The organism is Catenulispora rubra (assembly GCF_015356825.1).
Lineage (GTDB): Bacteria > Actinomycetota > Actinomycetes > Streptomycetales > Catenulisporaceae > Catenulispora > Catenulispora rubra.
In genome coordinates, this window is sequence record NZ_JAACYW010000205.1 from 1 (window position 1) to 20,736 (window position 20,736).

The 20,736-nt window shown below is 66.6% G+C and carries 22 protein-coding genes and 1 pseudogene; 13 read left to right on the top strand and 10 right to left on the bottom strand.

Translation table 11 applies throughout. The annotated features are described in order from the left end of the window. The first annotated feature begins 164 nt into the window (after positions 1–164). Positions 165–653, top strand: a complete 489-nt coding sequence (locus GWK61_RS38060; protein ID WP_194916564.1) for an NUDIX domain-containing protein — start codon at positions 165–167, stop codon at positions 651–653. 524 nt (positions 654–1,177) lie between these two features. Next, positions 1,178–2,533 (top strand): hypothetical protein, encoded by a 1,356-nt coding sequence (locus tag GWK61_RS38065; RefSeq protein ID WP_194916565.1) that lies wholly within the window; start codon positions 1,178–1,180, stop codon positions 2,531–2,533. Between the two features lie 149 nt (positions 2,534–2,682). Here the strand turns inward: GWK61_RS38065 and GWK61_RS38070 are convergent, their stop codons facing one another. The 5 genes from GWK61_RS38070 to GWK61_RS38090 all read right to left on the bottom strand — a co-directional run bounded on the left by GWK61_RS38070 (position 2,683) and on the right by GWK61_RS38090 (position 10,025). Continuing rightward, positions 2,683–4,305 (bottom strand): pentapeptide repeat-containing protein, encoded by a 1,623-nt coding sequence (locus tag GWK61_RS38070; protein WP_194916566.1) that lies wholly within the window; start codon positions 4,303–4,305, stop codon positions 2,683–2,685. A 334-nt stretch (positions 4,306–4,639) separates the two neighbouring features. Further along, entirely contained in the window at positions 4,640–4,999 is a 360-nt protein-coding gene (locus tag GWK61_RS38075; RefSeq protein WP_194916567.1) for a hypothetical protein, read from the bottom strand. 395 nt (positions 5,000–5,394) lie between these two features. Beyond that, entirely contained in the window at positions 5,395–7,434 is a 2,040-nt protein-coding gene (locus tag GWK61_RS38080; protein WP_194916568.1) for a copper resistance CopC/CopD family protein, read from the bottom strand. 156 nt (positions 7,435–7,590) lie between these two features. Continuing rightward, entirely contained in the window at positions 7,591–9,798 is a 2,208-nt protein-coding gene (locus GWK61_RS38085; protein ID WP_194916569.1) for a heavy metal translocating P-type ATPase, read from the bottom strand. After that, entirely contained in the window at positions 9,795–10,025 is a 231-nt protein-coding gene (locus GWK61_RS38090) for a heavy-metal-associated domain-containing protein (RefSeq protein WP_194916570.1), read from the bottom strand. Before GWK61_RS38090 ends, GWK61_RS38085 begins: the two co-directional genes overlap by 4 nt. A gap of 84 nt (positions 10,026–10,109) precedes the next feature. Between GWK61_RS38090 and GWK61_RS38095 the strand changes: the two genes are divergently transcribed. Both GWK61_RS38095 and GWK61_RS38100 read left to right on the top strand, forming a co-directional pair. Further along, entirely contained in the window at positions 10,110–10,520 is a 411-nt protein-coding gene (locus GWK61_RS38095) for a MerR family DNA-binding protein (protein ID WP_194916571.1), read from the top strand. 128 nt (positions 10,521–10,648) lie between these two features. Beyond that, positions 10,649–10,860, top strand: a pseudogene (locus GWK61_RS38100) (vitamin K epoxide reductase family protein); the annotation flags it as partial. Positions 10,861–10,871: 11 nt separating this feature from the next. Here the strand turns inward: GWK61_RS38100 and GWK61_RS38105 are convergent. Further along, entirely contained in the window at positions 10,872–11,051 is a 180-nt protein-coding gene (locus GWK61_RS38105; protein ID WP_194916572.1) for a hypothetical protein, read from the bottom strand. Positions 11,052–11,281: 230 nt separating this feature from the next. On the opposite strand from GWK61_RS38105, the gene GWK61_RS38110 reads away from it, so the two are divergent. The 6 genes from GWK61_RS38110 (at position 11,282) to GWK61_RS38135 (ending at position 14,824) form a co-directional block, all read left to right on the top strand. Next, the gene (locus GWK61_RS38110; protein ID WP_194916573.1) at positions 11,282–12,241 is read left to right on the top strand and encodes a cytochrome c biogenesis CcdA family protein; all 960 of its coding nucleotides are present in this window, start codon (positions 11,282–11,284) and stop codon (positions 12,239–12,241) included. After that, a complete protein-coding gene (locus GWK61_RS38115) occupies positions 12,231–12,926 on the top strand; it encodes a peroxiredoxin family protein (protein WP_194916574.1) in 696 nt (231 codons plus the stop codon). Before GWK61_RS38110 ends, GWK61_RS38115 begins: the two co-directional genes overlap by 11 nt. After that, positions 12,923–13,186 carry a glutaredoxin family protein gene (locus GWK61_RS38120; RefSeq protein WP_194916575.1) on the top strand — a complete coding sequence of 88 codons (264 nt, stop codon included), beginning with the start codon at positions 12,923–12,925 and terminating at the stop codon, positions 13,184–13,186. Before GWK61_RS38115 ends, GWK61_RS38120 begins: the two co-directional genes overlap by 4 nt. Before the next feature lie 11 nt (positions 13,187–13,197). Beyond that, positions 13,198–13,443, top strand: coding sequence for a hypothetical protein (locus GWK61_RS38125; protein ID WP_194916576.1), 246 nt, complete (start codon positions 13,198–13,200; stop codon positions 13,441–13,443). Then, the gene (locus tag GWK61_RS38130) at positions 13,440–13,712 is read left to right on the top strand and encodes a hypothetical protein (RefSeq protein WP_194916577.1); all 273 of its coding nucleotides are present in this window, start codon (positions 13,440–13,442) and stop codon (positions 13,710–13,712) included. Before GWK61_RS38125 ends, GWK61_RS38130 begins: the two co-directional genes overlap by 4 nt. 359 nt (positions 13,713–14,071) lie before the next feature. Further along, complete coding sequence (locus GWK61_RS38135; RefSeq protein ID WP_194916578.1) at positions 14,072–14,824, top strand: SAVMC3_10250 family protein; 753 nt, start codon at positions 14,072–14,074, stop codon at positions 14,822–14,824. 164 nt (positions 14,825–14,988) lie between these two features. Here the strand turns inward: GWK61_RS38135 and GWK61_RS38140 are convergent, their stop codons facing one another. Together GWK61_RS38140 and GWK61_RS38145 are read right to left on the bottom strand one after the other, a co-directional pair. Continuing rightward, entirely contained in the window at positions 14,989–15,384 is a 396-nt protein-coding gene (locus GWK61_RS38140; RefSeq protein WP_194916579.1) for a TlpA family protein disulfide reductase, read from the bottom strand. Between the two features lie 250 nt (positions 15,385–15,634). Beyond that, positions 15,635–16,273, bottom strand: coding sequence for a TlpA family protein disulfide reductase (locus tag GWK61_RS38145; protein WP_194916580.1), 639 nt, complete (start codon positions 16,271–16,273; stop codon positions 15,635–15,637). Positions 16,274–16,441: 168 nt separating this feature from the next. On the opposite strand from GWK61_RS38145, the gene GWK61_RS38150 reads away from it, so the two are divergent. Next, positions 16,442–17,224 carry a cytochrome c biogenesis CcdA family protein gene (locus GWK61_RS38150; protein WP_323747941.1) on the top strand — a complete coding sequence of 261 codons (783 nt, stop codon included), beginning with the start codon at positions 16,442–16,444 and terminating at the stop codon, positions 17,222–17,224. On the opposite strand, the gene GWK61_RS38155 is transcribed toward GWK61_RS38150, so the two are convergent. After that, a complete protein-coding gene (locus GWK61_RS38155) occupies positions 17,206–18,198 on the bottom strand; it encodes a M56 family metallopeptidase (RefSeq protein ID WP_194916582.1) in 993 nt (330 codons plus the stop codon). The two genes, GWK61_RS38150 and GWK61_RS38155, sit on opposite strands and share 19 nt — an antisense overlap. Further along, entirely contained in the window at positions 18,195–18,596 is a 402-nt protein-coding gene (locus tag GWK61_RS38160; protein WP_194910088.1) for a BlaI/MecI/CopY family transcriptional regulator, read from the bottom strand. Before GWK61_RS38160 ends, GWK61_RS38155 begins: the two co-directional genes overlap by 4 nt. Before the next feature lie 200 nt (positions 18,597–18,796). Here GWK61_RS38160 and GWK61_RS38165 point away from each other — a divergent pair, with 200 nt between their 5' ends. After that, entirely contained in the window at positions 18,797–19,180 is a 384-nt protein-coding gene (locus GWK61_RS38165) for a cupredoxin domain-containing protein (RefSeq protein ID WP_194916583.1), read from the top strand. Positions 19,181–19,188: 8 nt separating this feature from the next. Further along, a complete protein-coding gene (locus tag GWK61_RS38170; protein WP_228563615.1) occupies positions 19,189–20,538 on the top strand; it encodes a hypothetical protein in 1,350 nt (449 codons plus the stop codon). Positions 20,539–20,736 lie beyond the last annotated feature (198 nt).

Sequence of the window (20,736 nt, forward strand, 5' to 3'; positions counted from 1 at the left end):
TCCAGGAACGGCCGGATCCTAGCGAACCGCGACGCGATCTCATCCTCAGTCAGCACCCTGCGGGCCTATCACAAACCGGCAGGGGATCTCTCGGACACCACCGCGTAGTTCTCACGCGAGCCCTTAGTGGCGTGTGCAGCCTGCTAGCTCTCTAGAGTCGACTCGTGACCGAGCCGAACCCAGCCGAGTCGATTGCCAGTGCCCGCGTAGCTTCTGGAGTCCTCTTCTTCGACGCTGAAGGACGCATCCTGCTAGTTCGGCCGTCGTACAAGCCCGGTTGGGAACTCCCGGGCGGTTACGTCGAGATCGGCGAGACCCCCGTACAGGGCGCAGTACGCGAGGTCCAGGAGGAACTCGGCATCAAGCCGCCCATCGGCGCACTCTTGGTCGCCGACCGGGCGCCGGCCGCGGGCGAAGGCGACAAGCTTCTGTTCGTCTTCGACGGCGGCGAGCTCGCTCCCGAGTATCGCAACCGTATCGAACTTGAAGCTGCCGAAATCGCCGGCTACGCCTTCCACGATCCCGAACTCGTCGACACGCTGCTGATCCCGCGCCTCGCACGCCGCGTCAAAGCCGCCATCGAGGCCCGCTCGCAGTCCGCCACCCTGTACCTGGAACACGGCGAAATGTACCGCGGCGCATTGCCGAATTGAGCTGTATCAGATCAAGGCGGCGCTACCGCGCCGCCGCCGGCCCGCCGCATCCCGGGCGTGCGGCCTGGCGGCCGGTCCTGGGCACGGCGGCCGGCTCGCCACGAAGGCCGCCTTTGGTGGCTCTTGGTCTTCCGGGTCGACGCTGGACCTGTTGGCGTGCCCCACTTGCGGGACCGCGTTGGGTTCCATGCAAACGGGGAAGGGCCGTCGCCCGCCCTGGTTCGTGGTCACCGTGCTGTCCCCCGGCACGAGCAACCGCGCGAGAGCCGTGTATACCTTGCCCTCGTGTTGTCACTATGTGCAGATATATGGGATAGCGGCTAAGGACGTAAAGTAGAGCAGATCTTTCATCGATCTTGGTAATCGGCCAGCCTGGAGTTAGTGCGTAGCTTGATGTAGGTAGTTGATGAAAACTCGCAGGCATGGATCTAGATTGCCAAAGCTGGGAAGATAGTTGCGCGCGGCGACTCGTGGGAGGACGATCGGGGTGAAGGCCTTCGGCGTCAACGAATCGAGAGCTAGCAGTGTCTGTAGATGACGACTCCGAGTGGGAGGACGAACTCTATGCCCTCCCCCAGGATAGCGATGAGATTTCAAACGGGCAGCCATCTAAGGTCGAGCAAGATCTTATTCAAGAGCTGGCGAACGCTGAAATCGATTATGTCGGCGTCGATGAGTTCGATCTCACCTTCCTCCCACGCCCTAGCGTTGCAGAAGTTCCGGGCAGGAAAACGACAGTTCCGCGCGATTATGCGAGTGCCCTGCTAGCGCAGATTAGGGATAGGATTGAGCCGTATCCTCACTATAGCGGCTTCATCGCGCCAGCGATCGGCTATGCGGAGCTTGCTTTTCGAAGTGTTCCGCGAAGAATGGCGGGAGCTCCTCTTCAATTCTCTTTCCGTCGAGCTGTCGCTGACGTGAAGAGCTGTCGGCACTCGGCTAATGATATTTCTTTGCCGGCCGTTCCGATAAGCCGGTTCTCGGCGCGGTTTCCGGAGTCGGTCATCCATCACCTCGCGAGCGAGAGAGTCTGTATCGAGATCTCTGGTGCGTCCCCTTATGCGCTTGCATTGGGCCTTGGCGGCAGGTTTGGCCAGTCCATCTTGACCTTGAAATTTGCGTTCAATGTGACACTAACCAACGATGAAATGATATCCGAGGTTCAAGCGCTTTTAAGCTCGCTAATGTACGAGCTTGATGTTCGTAACGGGGTTAGCCTGTACCCGTTACGAAGGCGTTCTCCAGAAGTCTCTCGAACTCTCGGCCCTCGCAGTCCGGGTGAGAATCCGCTGCGATTCCCTGAAATGGCCATCAAGCCAGAAGTGTCAGCGCTGTTCAGCTTTGCGGGCATCGTGGGGGAGAACCCGACGCTTTCGTATCTGTTTTACTACCAGGTGCTGGAATATTTCTTCCCGAGCGCTGTCGGACGTGCATCGCGAAAGCGAATTCAGGATGAGCTCTCTGACCCGTTGTTTAATAAAGCTGATGACCGTAGCTTGATGAGAATTCTGGCAGTTGCCGAGAAGTCCGCTAATCAATCTGAAGACAAGCAACTCAAGACGCTGCTGCAAGAGTGTGTTCGGAGTGACAAGCTGGCTGACTTCTTTTCTGGAAGTAATTGGGATAAGCACTTCACGGGCAAAGGCCCTATTGGCGGTGTCGAGAATATCAATCCGGGCAATAATACAAAGAGTCTTTCCGATCAAGTCGCGGATCGGATCTATCAGCTGCGAAATCGAATAGTTCACGCGAAAGATGATATTCGGTACGAGCAAGCTAGGCCGTTGCTGCCGCAGAGTGGCGAGGCTGACGCGTTGTGGCCGGATGTCTCTTTGGTGCGGCTCCTCGCATCGGAGGCGATTCTGTACAATCACGATTAGGGGAGGTGGCGGTTAGTAGCGACCGGCCGATTTCCTCGTTGAGGTGATGGGGTGGGTCCTTGCGGGTACTGCTCGTGAAACGCGGCCTATTCGTGGCCCGACCTATGGCGACTAAGAAGATCAAAGCCGTCTGGTCCGGATCCCAATGACTAGTCGGGGCTCCGCTCTGTTTCGAGCGTCTCGAGGTGTACCTCAGACACCGCTGGAAGGTTAAAGCCGCTTGGCCAGATAGGCGGGGAATCGCGGGCGAAGGATGCCTTGTCGAACTTGGCTGTTTTTTCGAAGCGGGCGTTGTCGAACCTTGCCTCGCTGTTAAATACCGCCGTATCAAACCATGCCGGACCTGCGAACACTGTTGTTGTGAACCTCGCACCTCCACTAAAGATCGCAGTGTCGAACCTGGTGCTTCCGCTGAAGATTGCGGAATCGAACCATGTGCCGTGACCGAAGGTGGTCCTCTTGAAGCCGGCGCTCTGCTTGAACTTCGACCCGTGGAACCAGGCGTCCTGGTCGAATCTGGCATCGGAAAAGTTGGCGGTGTCATTGAAGCGGGCCTTGCTGAACCAGGTATCGGCCTTGAACTTGGTCGTGTCGAACCGTGCCTCCTGCTCAAACACCGCACCGGCGAACATGGCCGATTCATGGAAGACCGCGTCAGGGAAGCGTGCAATGCCGTGGAAGGAGGCCGCGTCGAAGCGTGCTGCACGGAACTGGGCTGTGCTGAAGTCTGCTTCCTCTTGAAACTGGGAGCGTGTGAAGTTTGCTACGCCGTCAAAAAGAGCTTCTGGGAAGTGTGCGAGGCCTGTGAACGTCGTGCCCTCGAAGGTGGCGAGGATGAACGAAGTCTTGCCGAAAAACGCGTTCCCGCCGAACTTCGCGTTGCTGAAATTGCTGCTGGAGGTAAACGTCGACTCTGTGAACGCAACGTCGTCTTGGAAGCTCGCGCCCTTGAACGACGCGGTGTCGGTGAACTGAGTCGAGCCGAATGACGCTCCCGAAATGAAACAAGCATCTTCGAACGATGCATGAGCGAATTTACATCCATCGAAGTTGGCTTCGATAAGAGTTGCTTCACGCAGGTCTATCGCAGCATCCGGCCAGAAGCCGGGATGGTCGCAGCGCAACCGCTCGGCAAGCAGCGCTTGAGCTGCAAGCCTCACTTGGCGTTCCCCCGCGTTGGATATGCGAACCGTGGGGTCAGTGTCCGGTTCCACCTGTCCGACCGGTAGCCATGGCATCTGTAGATATGCGCAGAGAAACTTTAAGCAGGTGGGGCGGTCGCGGATCGAGTCGTCGGCGATCCGCGCCAGCGCGTACATGCCCGCCAGGCGGACGGCGGCGCGTTCACTTCCAGTTTGTTGCGCGGCCTGTGTGAACCGCTCCGTGAACAGCTTGTCCTGTTCGCGCATTTCCACCCTGCCAGCGCGGGCCTCGGCACCTGTCTCTTGCTCGGCCTTGATCTCTGCCAATCGCTGCTTCCGGTAGTTCATGACGAGTGCAACGGTGCCGCCGATGCCGGCGACGACGGCGAAGGCGAGTTTGAGGAGGTTGAACAGCCCGTCTGATGTCAGCGGTTCATGCGCTAAGTGAGGGTGCCCAATGAGCAGGTAGAACAGAGCGAACAGCGCGACTACTACTCCGAGCCCGGCGCCGACCGACCTGGCCAATGCGGCCCGTAGCGGCATCAATTGCGCTACCGGTTCCGTTGGTTGGCGGCGTGGCGGGTCTGGTCGATCACGATCTGGCTCTTCAGGAGCCTCCGGCAGCGCCATAGTAGGAGGGTAGACCGTCTCAGAAGCCTGATAGTCGCTATCTGCAAGACCAAGTTCAGGACCCCGACGTAGGGTGCCGGACCGTGGACGACAGCAGCCTGGCTGCACGGCTTGCTGGCGGATCTTGGCGCTGGGGCCTGGTGCGAGCACGTGCCGACGATCGCAGCGCATGCTTGGCGCCGAGCCTGCGCCATTCTCTGTCAGCCAGAACGTCGTCGTTGCTGGACTATCAGGTGTGGGCGCCTCCGTGTGACTGAGCGGCATCTACTCAACGCCTTCGCTTTCCGGCGCTGGACGCAGACCAGGAGGGCGACGGCTGCCTTGCGCGCCGCCATCAGCACGATCCCAGGTCGCCAACGGCGTAGTCGGTGACACGCCAGACCCCGTCCGCCAACTCGACATGCGACTCGACGAGCCTGTTCCCGCCGGGCGTGTTGTTCTTCAACTTGCCGGTCGCTGCGACGTATTCAAGCCACCCAGTGGTCGACGTGCAGTCATCGACGATGGCTTTCGACGGAGTCGAGATTGTCACCTGCGGATGCAGGATGGGTGCGCCGTGAGATACCAGGCCCTGCTGATTCATTGAATACAGACCGCTGGTCAGCTCGTCGAATGCCTCTCCGGTTGCGTGGTGAGAGAACGCAGGGTCTCGCCAATTGGCTGTATGCGAGGCGTTCGTCATGTCGTTCCACATGCCCGTATAGGCGGCGAGAACGTCGGGGGTCTCCGTCGACGCGGTCTGTGAGGTGGGCGCTGTCGGCGGTAGCTGGCTGTGGATTGGAGCAGATGATCTGTGGCTGGACGTTGTGCATCCCGTCGCGCTGAGCGCTAACAGGAACGCGCCGGCGCAGTATCTGAATACGCTTGCCGTGCTGTGGACGCGCAACCAAACTAACCTCTCGCCAGCTTTATGCTTTGACCTGTTCTGAGGTAAGGCTTTCCGGTGAGAAATCGAAAGTAAAGCGATGAAGATCGAATCCTGTCAAGGTCCACTCTTTGGAGTGGAGATGGTCTCTCGTAACAAATCGCGGCGAATGCTGGAGGCCACTTGGTTCTTGGCCGACAGCCACTCGTCGCCGGGGCTCACTCCTAGGTCTCCGGGTATTCGAAGGTTCGGACCGTGACGTGGTCCGGATCGGTAAGCGTCTCGCGGACGAGGTGTCCCTGGGCGTCCAGGACAAGCCTGGCGGTGATGTGCTCGGCCGGGTAGCCGAGCAGCAGGGTGCTGCTGTCGCCGGGGCCGGGGATCGAGGTGGCCTGAGGGGCTTTGCCGCTGCCGTAGGGTTCGGCGTTCAGGAAGTAGGGGCCGGACAAGTCGAGCGTGCGCGGAGCCGTCGGGCTCGCGGTGGTGTCGCTGGAGACCTGTTCGATCACGGTCATGTGTGGAGTGTTCGCCAAGGCGGCGGTGAGCTTGGACAGGGCGGTGTCGCCGGGCGTCGGCGGCCAGGAGACGGCGACGGTGGTGCGGCCGCCGGTCCAGGTGTCTGCGCCGGCGGTCAGTGTCAGGATGCTGTCGCCCTTTGCCCATGCCATGGGGGTGACGTAGCAGCCACTGCCGCAGCCGTGCAGGGGGAGTTTGCGCGTGTTTCCGGACGGGTCCGCAGCGACGACCGCCAGCTTGTAGCTCGTGGAAGGCCCGGCGTTGACGACAGCCGCAGCAGCGCCTCCTTCCGGCGAGCCTTGATCGGCTGCTCCGGTTTCGTCGGCACCGGGTGCGGTCAGGTAGACGACGAGTAGGCCGTCGCTGGCTTGGACGTCGATGCCGACTTGCCCGGTCCGCGCGCCGAGGGATTCGACGGGGCCGGATGCCGGAGGCGGCACGGCGAGGTCGCCGGTGCCGGTCTTGGGCGGGGCGAGTGCGGTGAGCGTCGCCGATGCGGCGAGCACCACCGCGAGCACGGCGGCCTCGGCGCGAGCCGACGGGAGGACCAGGCGCTTGGTGTGCAAGCGCCAGCGCGCGGTTGCGGCCAGGCCGGCGGCTACGGCGACCAGTCCGACCTTGACCAGGAGAAGCTGTCCGTAGCCGGTACCGAGCAGGTCGGACAGCGGCACGACGATCAGCGCCGCAGTCACGCCGCTGACCAGAACAGTGGCTAGTAGCACGGCCGCCATGCGGGCGTAGGCGCGCCACAACCGTCGCACCGCCTTGGTGTCGGGGCGGCCGGTGATCGCGAACGCCACTGCGTATGCCAGCGCCCCGAGCCAGAGAGCCACGGACGCCAGGTGTACGAACGTCGTCGCGGCTCCGAGGAAGGACCCGTATTCGTGCGGATGAGCCCGCACCGACTCCGCCCCGACGATGACAGCGAGCGGGATCAGAGCCCAAGCCTGGCGGGTGAGTCCCGCGAGTGATGTGTGTTCGCTGGCCGCTTCGGCGGTCTGCTTCGCAGTCGGCATCCGGCGGCGCAGCAGTGCTGCCAACGCGACAACGGCGAATGCCGCAGCCTCGACGGTGACGATTGCCGCGGGCCGGCTGGCGAATGCGCTGGAACCCATGTGAGCCGCGCCGTGGAGTGCACTGCCGCCGCCGAGTTGAATGGCCAGCAGCCATAGTGCGGCCAACATTCCGGTCAGAGCAGCAGCTGCGACGGCCTGGTCGTAGCGCCGCGAAGTCCTGATGCTGACGCGGGCCCGGGCGGCGAGGCGTGGCGTCACCGCTGAGCCGACGATTGCGGCCAGGGCGGCGAACAGCAGCCAGCGGGCGATGCCGGTGGACAGCGCGCCCGGTGCCTGGACGGTGCGCGGGCTGCTGCTCAGCCCGGCGGCTGCTGGGCCGACGGCGAATCGGTAGGTGCCGGTCACGGCATCGCCGTCGGAGGCGGTGACCTGCCACGTCACCGTGTACACGCCGATGCCGATCGGTGCGGACAGCGCCGCCTGCATCGTGCGGCGATCGGTGCTCAACGTCGGTGTGCCGAGGTGCACGGCGCTGCCGGAGGGCCCGGAGGCGCGCAGTGCCTGGGCCTGGAGTGTGACCGGGCTGTCGAAGGTGAGGACCAGGTCGCTCGGTGAGGTGGCAACGCCGCCGTCGGCGGACGGGGAAGCGAACAGCAATGTGGCGTGCGCGGATGCGGGACTGGCCGTTCCGATCAGCAGGGCCAAGACGAAGGAGGCGAGCACTGCGAGCACACGCCGTCTGTTAGGCGTCTCGCGTATGGCTGCCGGCCCTCCGCTGATCTCCATACCGAACTCCCGTATTCCGTCTCACCTTATTTCCTAAGGAGTATAGGAGTGTGGTTCGACCCGACCGCCGCCAGGGTCGTCAGCCCATGACGCCTCGCCACCTCATCGGGCCGCACGACGTCCGAAGATGGACAGGCGCAGGCTGTTGGTGACGACGGTAACGCTGGAGATGCCCATGGCGGCGCCGGCCAGGATCGGGTCGAGCAGGCCGAACGCGGCCACCGGGATCAGGACCGTGTTGTAGGCAAACGCCCAGAACAGGTTCTGCCAGATCGTCCGGTGTGTGCGCCGGGCCAGGGCGATCGCGGTGACGACACCGGAAAGGCTGCCGCCGAGCAGGGTGATGTCCGAGGACTCGATCGCCACGTCGGTTCCGGTGCCGATGGCGATGCCGAGGTCGGCCTGGACGAGTGCCGGGGCGTCGTTGACGCCGTCGCCGACCATCGCCACTTTCAGGCCCTCGTCCTGTAGGCGGCGTACCTCGGCGGCTTTGTCGGCTGGCAGTACCTCGGCCAGCACCTGATCGATGCCGACCGCCTCCGCGACGGCCTGCGCAGTCCGCCGGTTGTCGCCGGTGATCATCATGGTCTTGATGCCCGATGCGCGCAGAGCGGCGACCGCGTTCCGCGCGTCGTCCTTGACCGTGTCGGCCACCGCGACGACGCCCTTGGCCTGACCGTCCCAGCCGACATAGAACGCGGTGGCAGCCTGGTTCTCGAAGGACTCTGATGCGGTCGCCAGTTCCTCGCCGATCGGCCAGCCAGCCTCGGTGAACATCCGGTCCCGGCCCACCAGCACCTCCCGGCCGCCGACGATGCCGCGCACGCCGTGACCGGCCGTGCTCGTGAACCCGGCGACGAGCAGGATCGCCAGGCCATGCTCGCGGGCCGCATCGACCACGGCCGCGGCGATCGGATGCTCGCTACCGGACTCGACCGCAGCGGCCAGCGCCAGCGTCTGCTCGTGACCGGCGGTGCCGACCAGACGCATCCGGCCGTGGGTGAGCGTGCCGGTCTTGTCGAACACCACCGCGTCAATCTGGCGGGACGCCTCCAAGACTTCCCCGCCCTTGAACAGGACACCGAGCGCGGCGCCCCGGCCGGTACCCACCAGAATCGCGGTCGGCGTAGCCAGCCCCAGCGCACACGGGCACGCGATGATCAGCACCGCGACGGCAGCGATCAACCCGTGCGTCGGCGCGCCCGCGAACAGCGCCCAACCCAGCAGCGTGAGCGCGGCGATCCCGATGACCGCAGGCACGAACACCGCCGAGATCCGGTCGGCCAGCCGCGCGACCGCAGCCTGACCGCCCTGCGCCTCCTCCACCAGGCGCACGATCTGAGCCAGCGCGGTCCCGGCGCCGACCTTGTCCGCGCGGACGACCAGCAGCCCAGAGGCGTTGACCGCGGCGCCGATGACCGTGTCCCCGACGTTCTTGTCCACCGGCACGCTCTCACCGGTCAGCATCGACTCGTCCACCGCCGACGCGCCCTCGATCACGACGCCGTCGGTGGGCACCTTCTCACCCGGCCGCACCACCATCACATCGCCCGGCTGCACATCGGCGATGTCGACGAGGCGTTCCCCGCCGTCGGCGGTACGCAGCCGGGCCTGCTTCGCGCCGAGTTCCAGCAGCGCGGCGATCGCGTGCCCGGCCCGGTTCTTGGCGCGGGCCTCGAAGAACCGACCGGTGACGATCGCGGCCATGATGACGGCGGCGGTGTCGAAGTAGTGGTCGGCGTGCTGGTCTATCGCGATCCGCGCCGCCGAGAACAGGTACGCGGCCAACGTCCCCAGCATCACCAGGGTGTCCATGTTCATCTGCCGGTTGCGGGCCCGAGTCCAGGCGCTGACGAGGATCGGCCAGCCGACGATGAACTGCACCGGCGTCGCCAGCGCCCACGCCACATCCGAGGCCCACGGCTGATGCGTGTGGAACACCGACAGGTACAGCACCACGGCCGCCAGCGGCCAGGCGACGACCGGGCGCCAGCGCCACAGCCGGACCTCGGCGTCCCGCTCGGATTGCTGGACCGACACCGTCTCGGCCGGGGCCGCGATGTCCAGCGGCGCAAGCCCGTAGCCGATGCCGGTGACCGCCGCGACGAGTTGCTCGGCCGAGGCCGGCTCGCCGGCGGTGACGACGGTGGCCTGGGCGGTGGCGAAGTTGACGTGTGCCTCTGCGACTCCGGGCTGGCGACCGAGCACCTTCTGCACGCGTGCCGCGCAGGAGGCGCAGGTCATGCCTTCTACCGCGAAGTGCAGCCGGTCCGCCGCAGGATCGGTGTCTTGCACGGCGGCGGCGTTCATGACGCGCCGCAGGTCACGGTTCCGGCGATGTCGTAACCGGCGCCCTCGATAGCGGCGTCGATGTCGGCTTGCGTCGCCGGGGCGTCGAAGCGCACCACGACGGTGCGGGAGGCGATGTCGACGACCGCCGATGCCACGCCTTCCAGCGGGCCGACGGCGCCTTCGATGGTGTTCTTGCAGGTGTCGCAGGTGATTTCGGGCACCGACAGAACGACGCTCTGGGACATGATGCTGCCCTTTCGTTCGATTTGACGTTCTGTCTTCGACGCTAGAACCTTGACCCGGGGGCAAGGTCAAGGGAAGGCCGGAAGATGTTCACGATCGGGCAGGTCGCGGCGGCTACCGAGCTGTCGCCGAAGGCGATCCGGCTGTACGAGGCCGACGAGCTCATCGCCCCGGAACGCACCGAGGCCGGCTACCGCCTCTACCGCGACGAAGACCTGGCGGTGCTGCACTTCGTCCGGCAAGCGCGCGTCCTCGGCCTGGGTCTGGCCGACATCAAGGCGATCCTGAATCTGCAGCGCGGCGGACAACAGCCTTGCGACCTGGTCATGGGCATCCTCGACGAGCGGATCGCCGCGATCGACCGGACGATGGCCGACCTACAGGCGCTGCGCACCGCCCTGGCCGGAGCACGTGCTGACGCCGAGCAGGCCACGCTCGACGGTGAGGATGCCGTGATCTGCCGCATCATCGAGCACGCCGCGCCGCCGACCACGTGACCTCGTGTCGCTTCGGCGAACGCTCGTGAACGATTCGAAGCGACGCCACCAGGCCCAACCACCGCTTCGCGCCGCGGCTTGACCGCACCACCAGCAGTCACCAGTCACGGCGGTGAGGTCCTCGCTCGTCCCTGTTCGGCGTCGGATTCGTGACGTGGCTCCAGTACCAGTCGCTCTACAACATCGGCGCGCACAACATCAAGAACGGGATCATTCCGGCCCCGACGCGCTGCGCAACGCCGTCGAGGACTACCACTTTGTCGTTCCCATGCTGTGGTACGGCCTCATCGCCGTACTGATCCTCACCCGCTGGTGGAGCTACTGGAGCACCCTCCTCTAGCGCCACGCCGTTCAGCGCCACCTGGTCACGGCGACCACGATCAGCGCCATCCCGCCGACCTGTCCGAAGAAGTGATGCGGGTCCCAGGAGAACAGCTCGTGCCCGCTGAAGTTGGCGATCTCCGTGGCGATGAACAGTGCGATCCCGGCTGGCAGCGTCACGGCCATCACGGCCTTGTCGGCCCTGCTCATCGCTGAGCCCCGGCGGCGTAGATCGCGACGGGGCAGCCGGTGTGGTGGCGGTGTGGGCATCACGTGCTCCTCGTTGTGTCGATCGATCGGTGGTTGTGCGGGTCGTTGTACCTATGCCTATACTCCGAAGGAGATTAGGAGTTGGTCCGCGTGAGGAATCATCGCGCGGCTACTGGGCCGGGGCAACCCCCGCCGGCCGGGGCACGATCTGCGAGACGAGGACTGCACCGATGGGCAATCTGCTGTTCGGCACGACGCTGCTGGCGTCGTTCTTCGGCGGGGTGGTGGCGTTGCTGGCGCCGTGCTGCGTGTCGGTGATGCTGCCGGCGTACCTGGCCACCGGGTTCCGCACCCGCGGTCGGGTGGTCGCGGCGACGCTGGCGTTCACCGGCGGTCTGGCCACGGTGATCGTGCCGATCGGGCTGGGTGCGGCGGCGGTCTCGGCGATGATCAGCCGGGATCACTTCACCGTGTACCTGGTGATGGGCGCCGTGATGTTCGCGATGGGCGCGGCGATGCTGTTCGGGATCAAGGTGAAGCTGCCGATGATCTCCGGCGGTCCCGGCCGGAGCGGGTTCGGGGCCGCTTACCTGCTCGGAGCGTTCTCGGGTGTCGCCTCGGCCTGCTGTGCCCCGGTGCTGGCTGGGGTCGTGGTGTTGGCCGGGGCGTCCGGATCGTTCCCGGCGGCGTTGACCGTCGGTCTTGTCTACGTGCTCGGCATGGTGGCGCCGCTGCTGGTCATCGCATTGGCCTGGGAACGCGGGAACAGGCGCTGGGCGAAGGTCCTGCAGGGCCGTTCGATCACCGTGCCGGGCACCTCTCGACGGCTGCCGATCGGCGAGCTGCTGGCCGGGATCCTGCTGATGGCCATCGGCGTCATCACCGTCGTGATCGCCGCTACCGGCCCTGACATGCCGACGACTGGCTGGCGCATCACGCTGTCGGCCGACCTCCAGCACTGGGCCGCCGTCACCACCCGCCACCTGTCCTTCGTCCCCGGCTGGGTAGTCGCCGCGGTCGGGGCCGCCGCGGTCGCGCTGCTTCTACGTCGAGCCCTTCGAACCGTGCATAGCGATCCCGACGACGACGCGGCGAAAGCCGAAGTCATCTCAAACGACTGCTGCGCCACCGGCACCTCCGCTACCACGACCACCCCCGTATTGATGATGGAGACCACTGATGGCCGCTGACCGTTCCAAGGGCACCACCACGGCCGCTCGCAAGCCCAACCGGCCCACGAACGCGGCACGCGAGCGCGCCAAGGCAGTCCAGGACGCCAAGCGCCGCAACATCCGCAACACCGTGATCAGCGTCGCGGTCGCTGCCGCTGTCGGCGCGGGCCTGTACGGGATCTTCCAGCACGGCAACAGCTCCAAGGCTGCGGCCTACACGGTTGGCAGTCCGGGTATCGGAGCCGCAGCGCCATCCTTCGACCTGCCCTCCTCCGCCGGCGGCGATCTGTCGCTGGCGTCGTTGAAGGGCAAGACGGTGCTGCTGTACTTCCAGGAGGGCCTGACCTGTCAGCCGTGCTGGGACCAGATGAGCGACCTGGAGAAGAACGCCGCCGCGGTCAAGGCCGCCGGCGTCGACCAGGTCGTGTCCGTCACCTCCGACCCGGTCGCCCAGATCACGCAGAAGACCTCTGACATGCACCTGGCCACCCCGGTGCTGTCCGACCCGGATCTGGCCGTCTCCAAGCAGTACAGCGCGAACAACTACGGCATGATGGGCGCCTCCCGCGACGGCCACACCTTCGTCCTGGTCGGGCCGGACGGCACCATCCGCTGGCGCGCCGACTATGGCGGCGCCCCCGACTACACGATGTTCGTGCCGACCAGCCAGCTGCTGGCCGATCTGAAGGCCGGCGAGAAGTGACGACCGCGATCACGCTGCTCACGCAGGCCGACTGCGCGATGTGCGACCAGGCGAAGGCTGTCCTGGCCAAGGTCGCCGCCGAGCATCCGATCGCTGTGGACGAGATCGACCTCGGCTCCGAGCACGGGCGCGAACTCGCCCTGACCGCCGGGGTCATGTTTGCCCCCGGCGTCCTGATCAACGGCGAACCGTTCTCCTACGGCCGCCTGTCAGAACGCAAGCTGCGCGCCAGGCTCACCCGAGCCGGCAGCACGAAATAAGGAGAGACACCGTGGACAAGCTCTTGTACGTCCTGCCCGCACTGGCCTGCCCGATCGGCATGGGCGTGATGATGTTCCTGATGATGCGGCCCGGCAAGAACAGCCAGAGCGCGCAGCCCGCCGCGTCGACGCAGCCGTCGGGCGAGACCGCGGCCGAGCTGGCACAGCTGCGCACCGTCGTCGCCGACCTACGCGACCAAGTCCAGAGGTCCGGCATCCGGCGCGGAGACGAGATCCCGGCCCAGGACGCGCGGTGAGCACGCCGGGCTATCTGTTCCCGCTGGGCGCCACCGCCGCTGCGGCGGGCGTGACCTACCTGTCGTGCGTGCGCCCGATGCTCCGCGGAAGGGGCTGCGCCGCTGGTGGCCCAGACGAGGCGGGCACATCGCAGTGCTCGACGAACAGCCCTGAAGACGCCGAAGAAGTCGACGCCGAGATACGCCGCCTCGCCGAGGAAGTCCAGCTGCTGCGGCACGAACTGGACCTCCGGGCCGACCTGGACGTTGGCAACCTCGAATGCCGTTGACGAGCCAAGGAAGGAGTAACGAGCTGGAGAAATACCATGTCCCGGACGCTCCGGGACATCCATTCTCTCGATGCGGACCGGATCCGAGGGTAACCATCGCTTGAAGACCCTGCTCTTTGAGTCGAGCATTGGCCTGGTGGCGGACAACCCGGAGTCGAAAGCGTAATGCAATAAAAAACGCGCTGAAGGTAAGCGCTATGCCACGGCGATGCCGTGCCCAACCCGGCGCCGCGTTGACGGCCTACATGTCATGCTACACACCGGCAGTCTTTGTCAGGCGCCAGCGGAGGCCTGACGGTTCGATCGGGCGCACACTGGCGCAACAGGGACATTCATTCGCTCGTAAGAGGAGGTGCCGGATGAGGGAGCTGATCTACCTGTCCGACGCCAAGGTCCAGCAGTTCCTCGACACCGACCACGGACGCCGCAGGCGACGACGCATCAACCAGGTAGGAGCAACCGCACCTATGGGCCTGGGTGGTTTGCAGGTCAGTCTGGCTGAAGGTGCCACCGAACAGCATCCTGGTCTGGCCGACGTCATCCGGTACCTGGAGCACGCCAAGCCGCCGCTCAACTCGTTCGAAGACACCGGGCTGAGGCCCGGCCAGTGGATCCGGTTCGTCGCGGCCATGAGCTACCAGGTGTTCAGTTTCACCCCGGACTTCTCGGACCGGCGACCGCAAGCGGCCGTCCCCATGCCGCCCACGCTGCTGTTCTGGAACCCCCAGCCAGTGGTCACTAGAATGCCCACCCGGCAGTGGCCTACACGGCTGCTGCTGCATGGGAGCCCGCAGCACCTGACAGGTGGCCGGCCGTCCGCTGCCGAGCCGGACGATGCGAGTGTGATCAAATCCGGCACGGACCCGATGACGGTCGTTGCCTTCCTCCGAGCTCTGGCACATGAAGAGGTCTCGTTCTCTTTCGCGGAGCGGCTTGGGCGTCTTCTGTCCAGGCTGGACGATCGCTATCCCGCGGAGATCGCCGCCCCAGTGGCAGGGTATGCGCGCGTAACAGCTGTCGTCCGTACCTTCCCTGAAGGCGAAGGGTCTGACAACGCCGAGCAGGCCACAGTCGTCGTGGCTACTCCGCTGCTAGTGGAGTTCGCCCGGTAAAACGATTCGTAGCGCTTCGAGTACGTAACCGGAGTAGGGACGACCTACCAGGCGGAAGTCGACTACAGCGGGCTTCAGTTCTAACTCCCATGGGCAGAGGAGCTTCACGTAGGCAACGGTCATAGAGGCACGGGGCCTCTTTCGGCTGAATGATAGATACAGCCTCATCCACGAGCATGATGGACAGCTGACAGTGCACTGCTCTTTCGCGCGGTCTCGGACCGCGCGACATCGATCATCCGAGTCAGAGTGGCGGCGTCGACCCGGCCGATAAAGCGATCGGCGATGTGCCCCGTGGCGTCGACCACGAGCGTGCTCGGCACCGCATCCACGGGGACGTAGGCTGCCAGCGCCGCGGTGAGTGAGCCGTTGGGGTCGGCCAAACTCGGGTAGGCGATGCCGTATTCGTGCTCGAAGGCCAACGCTGCCTGATCGGTGTCGTGCGTGTCGATGCCCCAGAACCTCACGCCCTGCGCGGCTGGTGCGGCCGAGATCTGGCTCAGAACCGGCGCTTCTTCGCGGCACGGACCGCACCATGAACCCCAGATGTTGACCACCAACACCTCACCTCCCGCCGTGATCGTTGCCGGTCCAGCGCCGACCTGACTGCCGCTCAGTGCCGGCAGCGACGGGCGCTGACCCGCCGGTGCCGCTGCGATGAACCCGGCTCGAAGCGGTATGGCCTGGGGCGTCGAGGGACGCGATCCGGGATCCCACTGCCACAGCACCAGAGCTGCGATCGCGGCGAGGGCCGCCGCGAGAGTCCAGGTTCTGATCCGACGGCGCCGGCCGCCGGCTACGACGTCCACGTCAGCCCAGCTCGACGATCTGCTGCACGACCGGCTGCAGATCGGCGTACCGCGTCTGGCCGAAGAACTCCGCGGCGATCCGGCCCTTCGCGTCCAGCACGTAGGTCGTGGGTGTGGCGATCGGGATCCAGGGCCGGAAGCCGAGCATTGCCGTCCCGTCCCCGTCGAAGATCGACGGGTAGGTGATGCCGTACTCGCGCTCGAAAGTCGCCCCGGCCCCGATGTTGTCGCGGATGTCGACGCCGACGAAGCGCACGCCTTCAGCCGTCGTCTCCGCCGACAACCGGGCCAGATCCGGCGCCTCGGCTCGACACGGGTCGCACCACGAACCCCACACGTTGATCACCACGACGCGCCCGCGCAGGGTCGCGATGTCCAGGTGGTCGCCGGTTAGCGTGGATCCGGCCAGAGCCGGCGTCACGGTCCGCTTCGCCATGGCCAACACCCGGCCGTACACCGGCACTCCTGTGGATTTCGACCCACTCGCGAGCAGATCACGACCGAACAACACGGCAGCCGCGACGACAGCGAGCGCGAGCACGCCGGCTAGCAGCCTGCGGGGCCGCCGTCGCGGACTTACGGATCCGGGCTCCGTCGCGCTCGCGGCGTTGGCTTCCCGCGTTGTGCTGTCACCGCTCATGCGAGCCTCCTCTACACCCCACCTATATTCCTAAGGACTATAGGAGATAGGGTCGGCGTCAGCCGCACCGACCCCTGTCGGCGGCATCGAGGGCAAGGAGGACCAGGGCACTGTGAGCGCAGAAACCCCAGGCGCGAGGCCGATATGCCAACGTCCAGGAGTTGGGCGGTGAGCGACCCGGGACAGGTGGCCGCGAGCGGCCCGCTCCTGGTGGCCATACCGCTGGCGCTGGCCGCCGGTGCGATCACGTTCGCCTCGCCGTGCTGCCTTCCGCTGGTGCCGGGCTACCTGTCGTACCTCACCGGGACCACGACGCCCGACGGCGAGTTCCAGCCAGCGAACGGAGCCGTGGCCGCGCGGCGGATGCGGTGTCGCGCAGTGGCCGGCGCGCTGTTGTTCACGGCCGGATTCTCCGCACTGTTCGCCAGCTACGGCGCGGCGTTCGGCGGCTTCGGCGCGACCCTTCTGGCGCACCAGCGCGGGCTCACGCAGGTGCTCGGTGGGTTCACGATCCTGCTGGGGCTGCTGTTCGTCGGGGCACTGAACCGGATCCCCTTCACCATGCGCAGCCTGAAGCCCTCCTACAGCCCCCGGGCCGGACTGGTCGGTGCGCCGCTGCTCGGCGTGATGTTCGGCCTGGGCTGGACTCCGTGTATCGGTCCGACCCTGGCCGCGGTGCTGGCGCTGTCCGCCGACTCCGGCACCGCCGGGCGCGGCGCCCTCCTGGCCGCGGTGTACGGCATGGGCATCGGCGTCCCGTTCGTGATCCTGGCCGCTGCTGCGGGCACGGCGATGGGGCGTGCGACGTTCCTGCGCCGTCACGTCCGCGCGATCAACCGCGTCGGCGGCGTGCTGCTCATCGTGCTGGGTCTGATGCAGGTCACCGGCGTCTGGACACACCTGATGAACGAAGCCCGGACCTGGGTCTCAGGCTACGAACTACCGCTGTGACCGAGCATCGGGCAGGTGTGGGCATTCAGCGGGCAGTAGTTCATGCTGGCCACCGCGACCGCGGGCTCGGCCGCCAAGACGAACGGCACCACGATCAGCGCCAGCGCCGCGACGAGCCCGAGCCGCGAACCCCAGCGGGGCAGCGGACGCCGTCCGTCGATCAGGCGGCGGATGCGGTCGCCGACGTCGCCGCCGGCGGCCAGCGCCGCGACCGGGGCGACCGGGGCACCGGCTCCGGCCATCGACAGCAGCGCCTCGGCCAGCGTGAGCTCGTCAGTACTCGCACACGCGGCGTCGTCGGCGGCCAACTCCACCAGGCGGCGGGTCTCGGACTCCGCGGTGGCGAACAGCGTGATCCGCGGGAAGGCGGCGGCCAGCGCGTCGGCGAAGGCCAGCGCCAGGTGATGGCGGCCGCGCACGTGCGCGCGCTCGTGGGCGATCACCGCCGCCAGCTCGCCCGGCCCCAGCTTCGCCAGCGCCGCCGAGGTCAGCACGATGCGATGCCCGCGCCCGGGCAGGCAGTACGCGGCCGGACGGTCATCGGGGACCACCGACACGCCGGTGTCGCCGTGCGCCACGCCGACCAGGGCCAAAGCTCGCCGGTGCCGGGTACGTTCCGTCCGGGCCGAGATCACGCTCCCGCCCAGGCGCCACGCCATCCGCGTGGCTACTGCCAACGCGAGTACGGCGCCGGTAGCGCTGACCGCCGCCCCGCCCGGTGTGGCGTACTGCGTCTGCAGCGCCACCCCGCATGCCTTCAACAATGTGGCGAGGCTCCCGCTGATCCGAATCGTCGGCACCGCCAGTGCCAGTCCGGCCAGCAGCACCGAGGCCACCACCGCCGCGCACAGTGCCTGCCAGGCGGCGATCGCCAGGCGCGGCGCGCGGGTGGTCCACGCCGCGCGGGTCATCACGCGCGGCCCGGCGACCGCGAGCACTGCGGCGTAGGCGGCGAGTATCAGGGCGATCTTCACAAGGCTCCGCCGCTCTGGGCCTCGAAAGTCTTGGCGGCGGCCAGCGCGGTGCGCAGCTCCTCGGCCTCGGCCGGGTCCATCTGCTCGACCAGCTTGACCAGGGTCGCGGTGCGGTTCGCGCCGGACTCGAAGACCTGGTCGATCAGGGAGGCGGCGTAGTCCTCGCGGGAGTGCACGGCGCTGTAGCGGAACGCCCGGCCGTCGCGGGCCCGGGTCAGCCAGCCCTTCCGGTGCAGGATCTCCATGACCGTCTGCACCGAGTTGTAGGCGATCGGCCGCTGGCCGTTGATGGCGTCGCGGACCTCCCGGACCAGTACCGGGCCGTCGGCGGACCAGACGAAGTCCATGATCTCGGACTCCAGCTCGCCGAAGCCGCGTACTGTCTCACCGAGCGCCATCCCACCACCTCCGCATGTCCTAACCAACTTAGAACTACGGTCACGATAGCGCGGCGTTCAAGATCGCTGGAAGTCGTCGCAGGCCGTGGCTCGGGCGCCCGGACTGCGGGCGGGTGTTGGCGGACCGGCCCTCGTGCCGTATTCTCCCAAACTACTTAGGTGGATTGGGGACCGGTCCGCCGCGACCCCGAGGAGTCTCTATGACCCGTCGTCGATCCCGGGCGATACCGCTGGCGGCGCTCGCCGTCACCGTCTTCGGAATCGCCGCGTGCTCATCGGCCAAGTCGACTCCCACCGCGGCGGCCGGCGGTGCGGGCACGGGTCCGGTGCGGATCTCGGTGCAGATCGCGCACCACAAGGTCAGCCCGGCCGACGCGGTCCACGACGTCCACCTCGGCGACCAGGTCGTGCTCACCGTGACCAGCGACGCCGACGACGAGGTGCACCTGCACGGCTACGACAAGGAGATCGAGATCGCCGCCGGCAAGCCCGGGACCATCGACTTCACCGCGAACCTGCCGGGGATCTTCGAGGTCGAGACGCACAAGTCGAACCTGCAGCTGCTGCAGATCGAAGTGAAGTGAGCCCGGCGATGCCGACGGACATGACCCCGTCGAACGTCGTCATCCTGGCCCACGGTGTCGGTGGACGCCGGGACCTGCCGATCCCGTTCAACTCGGTCCTGGTCGGGGGAGGGCTCGCCGTGGCGGTGTCCTTCGCGGCGCTGCTGGTGCTGTGGCCGACGCCGAAGCTGCGCGGCGCGCGGGCCGGGAGGGCGTTGCCGGGCTGGGTCACGATGGCCGTCGACGCCCCGGAGACCCGGTGGCTGCTGCGAGCACTGGGGCTGCTGCTCGGCGGGTTCACCGCGGTCGCGGCGCTGTTCGGCCGCGTCGACGACCTCAACCCGACGGCCACTTTCGTCTTCGTCGTGTTCTGGGTCGGGCTGGTGCCCGCCTCGCTGCTGCTCGGCCCGATCTGGCGACTACTCAACCCGCTGCGTACGGTGCACCTGGCGATCTCCGCTGTGCTGCGTCGCGACCCGGATCAAGGGTTCGTCGAGCTTCCGGCGGGCGTCGGCTACTACCCGGCCGCGGTGGGGCTGCTGGCGTTCACCTGGCTGGAGCTGGCCGGTCCGAACCGCGACGATCCGCGCGTGCTCGCGCTGTGGTTCGGCATCTACGGCATGGTCCACGTGGGCGCGGCGACCGTGTTCGGCTCGGGCTGGTTCGACCGCTGCGATGCCTTTGAGGCCTATTCGACGCTGATCGGACGCCTGGCCCCGATCGGCAGGCGCGACGACGGCCAGATCGTGGTGCGCAACCCGCTGGACGGCCTGGCCTCGCTGGAGGCCGCGCCGGGTTTGGTGGCGATCGTCTCGGTGATGCTCGGCTCGACCGCCTTCGACGGCGCCTCGGCCTCCCCGGCCTGGGCCTCGCACGTCCAATCCGGGCCGCTCGGCGTGACCTGGGCGAACACGCTCGGCCTGGTCGTGGTGGTGGCGTTCGTCGCGGCCAGCTTCAGCGCGGTCATGTATCTGTCGACCCGGCTGGCCGGGACCGGCGATGTGCCTGCGGGCGCGGCGGCCGGACGGTTCGCGCACTCGCTGATCCCCATCGCAGCTGGCTACGTGATCGCGCACTACTTCTCGCTGTTGGTGTTCAACGGCCAGCAGGCCGTCATCCTGGCATCCGACCCGCTGGTCCACGGCGCGAACCTGTTCGGCACCGCCGGGCACGTCGTCGACTACCGTCTGATCAGCCTGAGTACCATCTCCCTGGTCCAGGTCGCCGGCGTGGTGATCGGCCACATCGTCGGCACCGTCTCCGCGCACGACCGGGCCGCCGAGCTGTTCCCCAAGTCCCTCGTCCGCAGCCAGCTGCCGCTACTGGCCCTCATGGTCGGCTACACCCTCGGCGGCCTGGCACTGCTGTTCTCCGCCTGAGCCGCACCCGGCGTAGCCGGAACCACCACCCATCGACTAATCTTCTTAGGAGATTAGGTATCCGGCCGCTGAGCCCACGCGGCCTCGCCGTAAGGAGCAGGCATGGCCACCGGGAAGAACACCAGCAGCAAGGCCAAGAGCGCCGCCGCCGCACGCGAACGCGTGGCCGCCGCGCAGGCCGAGGCGAAGCGCAAGGCC